This is a genomic window from Pseudomonas sp. ERMR1:02, assembly GCF_002277815.1.
Classification (GTDB): Bacteria; Pseudomonadota; Gammaproteobacteria; order Pseudomonadales; family Pseudomonadaceae; genus Aquipseudomonas.
This window is the reverse complement of the sequence record NZ_NKJI01000001.1, coordinates 117,501-128,353: the sequence shown is the minus strand read 5'-3', so window position 1 is coordinate 128,353 and position 10,853 is coordinate 117,501. Positions and strand designations below refer to the sequence as shown.

The 10,853-nt window shown below is 55.6% G+C and carries 9 protein-coding genes (1 of these 9 only partly in view); 4 read left to right on the top strand and 5 right to left on the bottom strand.

The features are described 5' to 3' along the window. Positions 1 to 212: 212 nt before the first annotated feature. The 5 genes from mnmE to rpmH all read right to left on the bottom strand — a co-directional run bounded on the left by mnmE (position 213) and on the right by rpmH (position 4,135). Complete coding sequence (gene mnmE / locus CES87_RS00615) at positions 213 to 1,583, bottom strand: tRNA uridine-5-carboxymethylaminomethyl(34) synthesis GTPase MnmE (RefSeq protein ID WP_128604522.1); 1,371 nt, start codon at positions 1,581 to 1,583, stop codon at positions 213 to 215. Between the two features lie 79 nt (positions 1,584 to 1,662). Continuing rightward, positions 1,663 to 3,342, bottom strand: coding sequence for a membrane protein insertase YidC (gene yidC, locus CES87_RS00610; RefSeq protein WP_128604521.1), 1,680 nt, complete (start codon positions 3,340 to 3,342; stop codon positions 1,663 to 1,665). A 2-nt stretch (positions 3,343 to 3,344) separates the two neighbouring features. Beyond that, complete coding sequence (yidD, locus tag CES87_RS00605; protein WP_010207715.1) at positions 3,345 to 3,590, bottom strand: membrane protein insertion efficiency factor YidD; 246 nt, start codon at positions 3,588 to 3,590, stop codon at positions 3,345 to 3,347. Then, entirely contained in the window at positions 3,583 to 3,984 is a 402-nt protein-coding gene (gene rnpA, locus CES87_RS00600; protein ID WP_218196231.1) for a ribonuclease P protein component, read from the bottom strand. The genes yidD and rnpA overlap by 8 nt, the downstream gene beginning before the upstream one ends. A gap of 16 nt (positions 3,985 to 4,000) precedes the next feature. Then, entirely contained in the window at positions 4,001 to 4,135 is a 135-nt protein-coding gene (gene rpmH / locus CES87_RS00595) for a 50S ribosomal protein L34 (RefSeq protein ID WP_003213577.1), read from the bottom strand. Positions 4,136 to 4,703: 568 nt separating this feature from the next. Between rpmH and dnaA the strand changes: the two genes are divergently transcribed. The 4 genes in view from dnaA to gyrB are tightly spaced (at most 39 nt apart) and all read left to right on the top strand, a layout consistent with a single transcriptional unit that may run on beyond the window. After that, positions 4,704 to 6,215 carry a chromosomal replication initiator protein DnaA gene (gene dnaA, locus CES87_RS00590; RefSeq protein ID WP_128604519.1) on the top strand — a complete coding sequence of 504 codons (1,512 nt, stop codon included), beginning with the start codon at positions 4,704 to 4,706 and terminating at the stop codon, positions 6,213 to 6,215. A 39-nt stretch (positions 6,216 to 6,254) separates the two neighbouring features. Further along, complete coding sequence (dnaN, locus tag CES87_RS00585) at positions 6,255 to 7,358, top strand: DNA polymerase III subunit beta (protein WP_128604518.1); 1,104 nt, start codon at positions 6,255 to 6,257, stop codon at positions 7,356 to 7,358. A gap of 20 nt (positions 7,359 to 7,378) precedes the next feature. Beyond that, positions 7,379 to 8,482, top strand: coding sequence for a DNA replication/repair protein RecF (gene recF / locus CES87_RS00580; RefSeq protein ID WP_128604517.1), 1,104 nt, complete (start codon positions 7,379 to 7,381; stop codon positions 8,480 to 8,482). A gap of 5 nt (positions 8,483 to 8,487) precedes the next feature. After that, positions 8,488 to 10,853, top strand: the 5' portion of a protein-coding gene (gene gyrB, locus CES87_RS00575) for a DNA topoisomerase (ATP-hydrolyzing) subunit B (RefSeq protein ID WP_128604516.1). The gene runs 52 nt beyond the window's last position; only the first 2,366 of its 2,418 coding nucleotides appear in the window; the start codon lies at positions 8,488 to 8,490; its stop codon lies off the right edge, out of view.

Here is a 10,853-nt window from a genome sequence, read left to right as displayed (position 1 = left end):
GAGGTGGTTATCTTCAGTTTTGACGCCCTGTTATCAACTGCCCTTAGCGGCAGTTATTCACAGAGCTTAATCCACAGAAAAACGGTGGATGACTGTTTTTCAGGCACGGCAAAACCGCTCGAGCAGAAGAAATCCGCTCGGCACCAGCAGGTAATTTCAGAAAAGGAGAGAACAGACAGGCACGAATGGCCTGTCTGTGGACAACGGAGGGATTATTTACCGATGCAGAAACTGGAGAATATTCGTCCCAACAAATCATCGGAACTGAAGGCGCCGGTTATTTCCCCGAGGAATTGCTGAGCCTGTCGCAGATCCTCGGCCAACAATTCGCCGGCTCCGGCCAGGGTCAGCTGCGCCCGACCGTGTTCGAGGGAGGCACTGGCATGATGTAACGCCTCGAGGTGACGCCTGCGAGCGCTGAAGCTGCTTTCCGAGGTCTGTTCGTAACCCATGCAGGCCTTGAGGTGATCGCGCAATAACTCCAGGCCGACGCCGCCAGATTTAGCGCTCAGGCTGATGGTGACATGGCCATCCTCGCTGACTTCCAGGGCAATGGCTTCGCTCGTGAGGTCCGCCTTGTTACGAATCAGCGTGACTTTCGCCGGATCGGGGCGGGTTTCGAGGAATTCCGGCCACAGTGCAAATGGATCAATTGCCTCGGGGGCTGTGGCATCGACGACCAGTAGCACTCGATCGGCTTCACCAATGGCTTTCAATGCTCGCTCAACGCCGATTTTTTCCACATGGTCATCGGTATCCCGCAGCCCAGCTGTGTCTACCACGTGCAATGGCATGCCATCGATGTGGATATGTTCGCGAAGTACATCCCGGGTGGTGCCGGCAATTTCTGTGACGATAGCCGCTTCACGACCGGCCAGTGCATTGAGCAAGCTGGATTTCCCGGCATTCGGCCGACCGGCGATCACCACAGTCATGCCATCGCGCAGCAAGGCCCCTTGCCCGGCTTCACGCAATACCTTGGATAACTCATCACGTACCTTGTCGAGCATATTCAAAACATGGCCATCGGCAAGGAAGTCGATTTCTTCTTCCGGAAAGTCGATTGCCGCTTCGACATAGATGCGCAGGCCGATCAGTTGCTCGGTGAGGCTATGCACACGTGCCGAAAAGGCGCCTTGTAAGGAGCGCAGTGCATTGCGAGCCGCCTGTGCGGAACTGGCTTCGATCAGGTCCGCGATTGCTTCGGCCTGGGCCAGATCGAGCTTGTCGTTCAGGAATGCACGTTCGCTGAATTCTCCTGGCCGGGCGAGACGACAACCCAGTTCAAGGCAGCGCTGGAGCAGCATATCCAGAACAATCGGGCCACCATGACCCTGCAGTTCCAGCACGTCTTCGCCGGTGAAAGAGTTCGGTCCAGGAAAGTACAGCGCGATACCCTGATCCAGTACCTCGTCATTTTCTCCGAGGAACGGACCATAGTGGGCGAAACGCGGCTTTAGTTCGCGTCCGCTGAAGGCCTTGGCCGCAACGCTGGCCAACGGCCCGGAAATACGAACGATGCCCACGCCACCACGACCCTGAGCGGTGGCGACGGCGGCGATGGTTTCACGAGGAGCGTTCATAAACCGGTATCCAGACAAAAGTGACAGATAGCAAAACGCCCCACTAGGGGGCGTTTTGAGTGGTTATTCACAGTGTAAGTCAGGCAGTCGCTTTGGTAGCCGCTTCGATCTTACGAGTGATGTACCACTGTTGAGCGATCGACAGGCAGTTGTTCACTACCCAGTACAGTACCAGACCTGCCGGGAACCACAGGAAGAAGAAGGTGAAGATGATTGGCATCAACTTCATCACTTTGGCCTGCATCGGGTCCGGTGGAGTCGGGTTCAGCTGCTGCTGGATGAACATGGTTGCACCCATGATGATCGGCAGAATGAAGAACGGATCCTTGATCGAAAGGTCAGTAATCCACAGCATGAACGGCGCTTGGCGCATTTCAACGCTTTCCAGCAGAACCCAGTACAACGAAAGGAAAACCGGCATCTGCACGAGGATTGGCAAGCAACCACCCAACGGATTGATCTTCTCTTTCTTGTACAGCTCCATCATGGCTTGCGACATTTTCTGCCGGTCATCGCCATGTTGCTCTTTCAGCGCAGCCAGTTTTGGTGCCACTGCACGCATACGGGCCATGGATTTGTAGCTGGCAGCCGACAATGGGAAGAAGATCCCTTTGATCAGCATGGTCAGGAAAATGATCGACCAACCCCAATTACCCACAATGGCGTGGATATGTTGCAGCAACCAGAAGATCGGTTGAGCGATGAACCACAGGATGCCGTAGTCGACAGTCAGTTCCAGACCTGGGGATAACTCTTTCAGCACAGCCTGGCTTTTCGGACCAGCGTAGAGAATCGCGCTGGTTTCTGCCTTGGCACCCGGCGCGACAGTCAGAGACGGGCCGGTGTAACCGATGATGTAGTTGCCTTTGCTGTCTTTACGGGTCTGGACGACGTTACTTTCGCCCTTGGCCGGAATCCAGGCGGTCACGAAGTAGTGTTGCAACCAGGCAACCCATCCACCGGTGACGGTTTCTTTAAGCGCAGCCTTATCCATGTCCTTCATGGACACTTTTTTGTACGGCTCGGAACTTGTCCACAGGGCAGCGCCCAGGTAAGTCGCGGTGCCGGTAGCAGTGCTGGAAGACGGATCGGAGCTGGCGTCACGCTTCAATTGCGCGAACATCGCACCGGACCAGGGCTGAGCACTTTGGTTGTCGATCAAGTAGGAAACGGTTACGTCGTACAGGCCACGTTTCAGGGTGAAACGCTTGATGTAATTGACGCCGTCCTTGCTGAACTTCAGGTCCACGACCAATTGGTCCTGACCGTCAGCCAGTTGATAAATCTTCTTCTCCGAAGAGTAAACCGGACGACCGGCAGGACTTGCGTCCGGCCCGTTGCTGCCAATCAGGCCGCTTTGAGCCAAATAAGTCCGCTCGTTGCCGTTATCGAACAGTTGGAAAGGAATTTCCGGATGGTCCTGGCGACGTGGATACAGCGGCAGAGTCAGTTGGGCAACATCACCACCTTGTGGATCGATAGCCAGGTTGAGCACATCCGTTTTGATCTGGATGAGGTCGGTGCTAACAGCTACCGGAGTTTCGGCAGGTGCGCTGGTATCGTTTGCGGCGCGTGGAATGTCGTCACTGACGGACGCTTTATTGCCAGTTGCCGTATCCGGGAAGCCCGGTGCGGTCGTACTGGAAGCAACATTCTGAGTCGGCAAGGCAGCCTGACCATAGTCCTGGTTCCATTTAAGAACCATAACGTAGGACACGATTGCCAGGGCGACGATCAGGATCGTGCGTTTGATATCCATGATTACTCGGCCATCGAAGAAGAACGGGAGGTAGGGATAGGTGGAACCGGGTCATAACCACCGGGATTCCACGGATGACAGCGACCTAAACGACGAAAGGTCAGCCAGCCACCGCGCAGAAGGCCATGATTTTCGATGGCTTCCAACGCGTAGCAGGAACAACTAGGGTAGAAACGACAGTGACTGGCCATCAGGGGACTAATGGCATAGCGATAAAACTGGATCGGAACGAGTGCCAGTTTACGCATCTGGACTGTCTACCCCTACAGTTTCGGTTTTGACTGCTGGTACCGGCGAGCTACGTGCCAGACGCTTCCAGAGTTTGCCGAAATGCTGAATCAATTCGGGGTTTTCTACGTCCCCCAAACCTTTGCGCGCGACGATAACAATGTCCCAGCCGACCAGTGAATCCTGGTTCAGGCGAAACGATTCGCGCATCAGACGTTTGAGGCGATTGCGCTCGACGGAGAGCTTTACGCTCTTTTTCCCGATAACCAGCCCGAGACGGGGGTGATCAAGATCGTTGTTGCGCGCAAGGAGCAGGAGACTTTTCCCCGGAACCTTGCCGGTAGGGGAGTCAAAGACTGCCTTGAAATGCCGGGGTGTAAGCAGACGCTTTTCCCGACTGAAGTCCTGACTCACCTCCAGTGCCGGATTATCAAACTGCCAGACGCGCACGACCTTTGGCGCGACGACGCGACAGGACGGCACGACCGTTCTTGGTAGCCATGCGAGCACGGAAACCGTGGGTACGAGCGCGTTTGATAGTGCTTGGTTGGAAAGTACGTTTCATTGTCGTGTTACCTGGTTCGTCCACAACGGGCCGGAATGGCCCCCGTTTTAAGAGACCGGGGATTCTAGAGAAAGCAAGCCTCTAGGTCAATTTCCAACCAACGTTTCCCTATAAATAGATCTTCAGACGTTCGACCTGAGTGCGAACCAATGGGTAAACATAAAAATAAAGAAGGAAAGTATTTAAAGCTTTTCTGTAAAGCTTATAAAGACTAGGGGGACGCCTATCTGTGGATAACTGTCTTCAGCCCTTATTTCACCTGCTGTATAGAGAATGACAACTACAGTGGAAAACCGTGTTCAGCCTGTGCTGCACTGTCGGAAAACCTGTGTGTGAAAGGCTTGTTTATCCACAGGCTAGTTATCCACTGAGTTTGACCCACAGTTGTACAATGAGCTCAGAGCCGGTTATCCACAGAGCTTATGCACAGACCATTGGTCGTTTTTTTTGCGTATAAAACGTTGATTCTTCTTGGGCGATGACCCACCTACGTGTGGATAAGTCAGCGTCTGGTCGTTACAATGGCCGCTTGTTTTTGCCTCACCGGCTTTCAACTTAGGGGATATCCGTGTCAGTGGAACTTTGGCAGCAGTGCGTGGAGCTTTTGCGCGATGAGCTGCCTGCCCAACAATTCAACACTTGGATCCGTCCACTACAGGTCGAAGCTGAAGGCGACGAGTTGCGTGTCTATGCACCCAATCGTTTTGTTCTGGACTGGGTCAACGAAAAATACCTGGGACGTGTCCTGGAATTGCTGGATGAGCATGGCAATGGGATGGCGCCTGCGCTTTCCTTATTAATAGGCAGCAAACGCAGCTCGGCACCACGTGCCGCTCCGAATGCCCCGCTGGCCGCCGCTGCTGCTGCGTCCCAGGTTCAGGTTGCATCAGCACAGGCGCCAGCGGCCACCCCGACCAAGCGTGCGACGCAAAAAGTTGCTGAAGTCGTTGAACAAGAGCCGTCCCGTGACAGCTTCGACCCGATGGCTGGCGCCAGCTCGCAACAGGCCCCGGTTCGTGCCGAACAACGCACTGTGCAGGTTGAAGGTGCGCTTAAGCACACCAGCTATCTGAACCGCACCTTCACTTTCGAAAACTTTGTTGAGGGCAAGTCCAACCAACTGGCCCGGGCTGCGGCCTGGCAAGTGGCGGATAACCCCAAGCATGGCTATAACCCGCTCTTCCTTTATGGTGGCGTGGGTCTGGGTAAAACCCACTTGATGCATGCTGTGGGTAACCATCTATTAAAGAAGAACCCGAATGCAAAGGTCGTGTACCTGCATTCCGAGCGCTTTGTGGCAGATATGGTCAAGGCCTTGCAGCTGAACGCGATCAACGAGTTCAAGCGTTTCTACCGCTCGGTAGATGCCTTGCTGATTGACGACATTCAGTTCTTCGCCCGCAAGGAGCGTTCCCAGGAAGAGTTTTTCCACACCTTCAACGCCCTGCTTGAAGGTGGTCAGCAAGTCATTCTCACCAGTGACCGCTACCCGAAAGAAATCGAAGGCCTTGAAGAGCGCCTGAAGTCACGCTTCGGCTGGGGCCTGACGGTAGCCGTCGAGCCGCCGGAGCTCGAAACACGTGTGGCGATTTTGATGAAGAAGGCCGACCAGGCCAAAGTCGAACTGCCCCACGATGCGGCCTTCTTCATTGCTCAGCGCATTCGCTCCAACGTCCGTGAACTGGAAGGCGCGCTTAAACGCGTGATCGCCCACTCGCACTTCATGGGCCGCGATATCACCATCGAGCTGATTCGCGAATCCTTGAAGGATCTGTTGGCGCTGCAAGACAAACTGGTCTCTGTGGATAACATTCAGCGCACCGTCGCCGAGTACTACAAGATCAAGATCTCCGACTTGTTGTCCAAACGCCGTTCGCGTTCGGTCGCCCGTCCGCGCCAGGTCGCCATGGCGTTGTCCAAGGAACTGACCAACCACAGTTTGCCGGAAATCGGCGACGTGTTCGGCGGACGTGACCACACCACGGTTTTGCATGCCTGTCGCAAGATCAATGAACTTAAGGAATCCGACGCGGACATTCGCGAGGACTACAAGAACCTGCTGCGTACACTGACCACTTGATGAACACCAGCGCAGCTAATTAAGGCAAGGGACTAGACCATGCATTTCACCATTCAACGCGAAGCCCTGTTGAAACCCCTGCAACTGGTCGCAGGCGTCGTCGAGCGCCGACAGACCTTGCCAGTGCTTTCCAACGTGCTGCTGGTCGTCGAAGGCCAGCAACTGTCGCTGACCGGTACCGACCTGGAAGTCGAGCTGGTCGGTCGCGTTCAACTCGAAGAGCCTGCTGAACCAGGTTCGATCACCGTTCCTGCGCGCAAGCTGATGGATATCTGCAAAAGCTTGCCGAACGATGCGCTCATCGACGTCAAGGTCGACGAGCAGAAGCTCGTAGTGAAGGCTGGCCGTAGCCGCTTTACCCTGTCGACCCTGCCGGCTAATGACTTCCCGACGGTTGAAGAAGGCCCGGGTTCGCTGACCTGCAGTCTTGAGCAAAGCAAACTGCGTCGCCTGATCGAGCGCACCAGCTTCGCAATGGCCCAGCAGGACGTGCGCTACTACCTCAATGGCATGCTGCTGGAAGTGTCGGCCGGCGTGATCCGAGCAGTGGCCACCGACGGTCACCGTCTGGCGATGTGCTCGATGCAGGCGGATATCGGTCAGCCGGATCGCCATCAGGTCATCGTACCGCGCAAAGGCATTCTCGAACTTGCACGCTTGCTGACCGAACCGGACGGCATCGTCAGCATCGTCCTGGGTCAGCACCATATTCGCGCCACCACCGGCGAGTTCACTTTCACCTCGAAGCTGGTCGACGGTAAATTTCCGGATTACGAGCGCGTGCTGCCGAAGGGCGGTGACAAGCTGGTACTGGGGGATCGTCAGGCGCTGCGCGAAGCCTTCAGTCGTACCGCGATTCTGTCAAACGAGAAATACCGCGGTATCCGTCTGCAACTGGCCAATGGTCAACTGAAAATCCAGGCGAACAACCCGGAGCAGGAGGAAGCGGAAGAAGAAGTGGGCGTTGAATACAATGGCGGCTCCCTGGAAATCGGCTTCAACGTGAGCTACCTGCTCGACGTGCTGGGCGTGATGACCACCGAGCAGGTTCGCCTTATCCTGTCCGACTCCAACAGCAGTGCGCTGGTGCAGGAGTCTGACAACGACGACTCGGCCTACGTCGTCATGCCGATGCGTCTGTAATCATGCTCAGCAGAAGCTAGATGTCCTTAAGTCGCGTCTCGGTCACTGCGGTGCGCAATCTGCACCCGGTGACCTTCTCCCCATCCCCCCGAATCAATATTCTTTACGGCGCCAACGGCAGCGGCAAAACCAGTGTTCTGGAAGCCATCCACTTGCTGGGGCTTGCTCGTTCGTTTCGCAGCACCCGTCTGTTGCCGGTGATTCAGTATGAGCAATTGGCTTGTACGGTTTTCGGTCAGGTCGAACTGGCCGAGGGTGGACACAGCGCGCTCGGCATTTCACGAGACCGCCAAGGGGAGTTCCAGATCCGTATTGATGGACAAAACGCCCGCAGCGCTGCGCAGTTAGCTGAAATTCTGCCGCTGCAATTGATTAACCCCGACAGCTTTCGCCTGTTGGAAGGTGCGCCAAAGATTCGCCGACAGTTTCTCGATTGGGGTGTGTTCCACGTGGAGCCACGGTTCATGTCCACTTGGCAGCGTTTGCAGAAGGCCCTGCGCCAGAGAAACTCTTGGCTGCGGCATGGTACACTTGACGCCGTTTCGCAAGCGGTTTGGGACAGGGAATTGTGCCAAGCCAGCGCTGAAATCGATGAATACCGCCGCGCTTATATCAAAGCCTTGAAACCAGTCTTTGAGCAGACCTTGAGCGAACTGGTTGAGCTTGAGGGCTTAACGCTTAGCTATTACCGAGGTTGGGATAAAGACCGCGAATTGAGCGCCGTGCTCGCCGGTTCCCTTCAACGGGACCAGCAGATGGGGCATACCCAAGCCGGACCGCAACGTGCAGATTTGCGTCTCAGACTGGGCGCACACAATGCTGCGGACATCTTGTCCCGCGGACAGCAAAAGTTGGTGGTTTGTGCATTGCGGATTGCCCAAGGGCATCTGGTCAGCCAGTCCCGACGCGGTCAGTGTATTTATCTGGTGGATGACTTGCCGTCCGAATTGGACGAGCACCACCGTCGCGCGCTTTGCCGCTTGCTGGAAGACTTACGCTGCCAGGTGTTCATCACCTGTGTAGATCACGAATTATTGAGGGAAGGCTGGCAGACGGAAACGCCAGTCGCTCTGTTCCACGTGGAACAGGGCCGTATCACCCAGACCCACGACCATCGGGAGTGAAGGCATTGAGCGAAGAAAATACGTACGACTCAACGAGCATTAAAGTGCTGAAAGGCCTGGATGCCGTACGCAAACGTCCCGGTATGTACATTGGTGACACCGACGATGGAAGCGGTCTGCACCACATGGTGTTCGAGGTGGTCGATAACTCGATCGACGAAGCTCTGGCCGGCCACTGCGACGACATCAGCATTATTATTCACCCGGATGAATCAATCACCGTTCGTGACAACGGCCGTGGTATCCCGGTAGACGTGCATAAGGAAGAAGGCGTTTCGGCAGCCGAGGTCATCATGACCGTACTGCACGCCGGCGGTAAGTTTGACGACAACTCCTACAAAGTTTCCGGCGGATTGCACGGTGTAGGTGTGTCGGTGGTAAACGCCCTGTCCGAAGAGCTTGTTCTCACGGTGCGTCGTAGCGGCAAGATCTGGGAACAGACCTACGTTCATGGTGTTCCACAAGAACCGATGAAGATCGTAGGTGACAGCGAGTCTACCGGTACGCAGATTCACTTCAAGCCTTCGGCTGATACCTTCAAGAACATCCACTTTAGCTGGGACATCCTGGCCAAGCGGATTCGTGAACTGTCCTTCCTCAACTCTGGTGTCGGTATCGTCCTCAAGGATGAGCGCAGTGGCAAGGAAGAGCTGTTCAAATACGAAGGCGGCCTGCGTGCATTCGTTGAGTATCTGAACACCAACAAGACACCGGTTAACCAGGTGTTCCACTTCAACGTCCAGCGTGAAGACGGCATCGGCGTGGAAATCGCTCTGCAGTGGAACGACAGCTTTAACGAGAACCTGTTGTGCTTCACCAATAACATTCCTCAGCGCGATGGCGGTACTCACCTCGTGGGTTTCCGTTCCGCACTGACGCGTAACCTGAACACCTACATCGAAGCTGAAGGTCTGGCGAAGAAGCACAAGGTCGCGACCACCGGTGATGATGCCCGTGAAGGGTTGACGGCGATCATTTCGGTGAAGGTGCCGGATCCGAAGTTCAGCTCCCAGACTAAAGACAAGCTGGTGTCTTCCGAAGTGAAGACCGCGGTCGAACAGGAAATGGGCAAGTATTTCTCCGACTTCCTGCTGGAAAACCCGAACGAAGCCAAATTGGTTGTCGGCAAGATGATCGACGCCGCTCGTGCCCGTGAAGCGGCGCGCAAGGCCCGTGAGATGACCCGCCGTAAAGGCGCGCTGGACATCGCCGGCCTGCCGGGCAAGCTGGCTGACTGTCAGGAAAAGGACCCTGCCCTTTCCGAACTGTACCTCGTGGAAGGTGACTCTGCTGGCGGCTCCGCCAAGCAGGGCCGTAACCGCAAGACCCAGGCGATCCTGCCCCTCAAGGGTAAAATCCTCAACGTCGAGAAGGCGCGTTTCGACAAGATGATCTCTTCCCAGGAAGTGGGCACCTTGATCACGGCTCTGGGCTGTGGCATCGGTCGTGACGAATACAACATCGACAAGCTGCGGTATCACAACATCATCATCATGACGGATGCTGACGTCGACGGTTCGCACATCCGTACCCTGCTGCTGACCTTCTTCTTCCGTCAGTTGCCGGAGCTGATCGAACGTGGCTACATCTATATCGCCCAGCCACCGCTGTACAAGGTCAAGAAAGGCAAGCAAGAGCAATACATTAAAGACGACGACGCCATGGAAGAGTACATGACGCAGTCGGCCCTGGAAGATGCGAGCCTGCACCTGAACGAAGAAGCACCGGGTATCTCGGGTGAAGCACTTGAGCGTCTGGTGAATGATTTCCGTCTGGTGATGAAGACCCTCAAGCGTCTGTCGCGCCTGTACCCGCAGGAACTGACTGAGCATTTCATCTACCTGCCCGCCGTTAGCCTGGAGCAACTGTCCGATCACGCAGCGATGCAGGATTGGCTGGCACAGTACGAAGTACGTCTGCGTACCGTCGAGAAGTCCGGTCTGGTTTACAAGGCCAGCCTGCGTGAAGACCGTGAACGTAACGTCTGGCTGCCAGAGGTCGAACTGATCTCCCACGGTCTGTCGAACTACGTAACTTTCAACCGCGACTTCTTCGGTAGCAATGACTACAAGACCGTCGTTTCCCTGGGAGCGCAGCTGAGCACCCTGCTGGACGAAGGCGCGTACATCCAGCGTGGTGAGCGCAAGAAAGCGGTCACCGAGTTCAAGGAAGCGCTGGAATGGCTGATGGCTGAAAGCACTAAGCGGCACACTATTCAGCGATACAAAGGTCTGGGAGAGATGAACCCGGATCAGCTGTGGGAAACCACCATGGACCCAAGCGTACGCCGGATGCTCAAAGTGACTATCGAAGACGCCATTGGCGCAGACCAGATCTTCAACACCCTGATGGGTGATGCGGTCGAACCTCG

Coding starts and splice junctions, on each gene's coding strand:
- recF (WP_128604517.1), top strand. CDS start 7,379: ATGTCCTTAAGTCGCGTCTCGGTCACTGCGGTGCGCAATCTGCACCCG.
- mnmE (WP_128604522.1), bottom strand. CDS start 1,583: ATGAACGCTCCTCGTGAAACCATCGCCGCCGTCGCCACCGCTCAGGGT.
- dnaN (WP_128604518.1), top strand. CDS start 6,255: ATGCATTTCACCATTCAACGCGAAGCCCTGTTGAAACCCCTGCAACTG.
- yidD (WP_010207715.1), bottom strand. CDS start 3,590: ATGCGTAAACTGGCACTCGTTCCGATCCAGTTTTATCGCTATGCCATT.
- rpmH (WP_003213577.1), bottom strand. CDS start 4,135: ATGAAACGTACTTTCCAACCAAGCACTATCAAACGCGCTCGTACCCAC.
- yidC (WP_128604521.1), bottom strand. CDS start 3,342: ATGGATATCAAACGCACGATCCTGATCGTCGCCCTGGCAATCGTGTCC.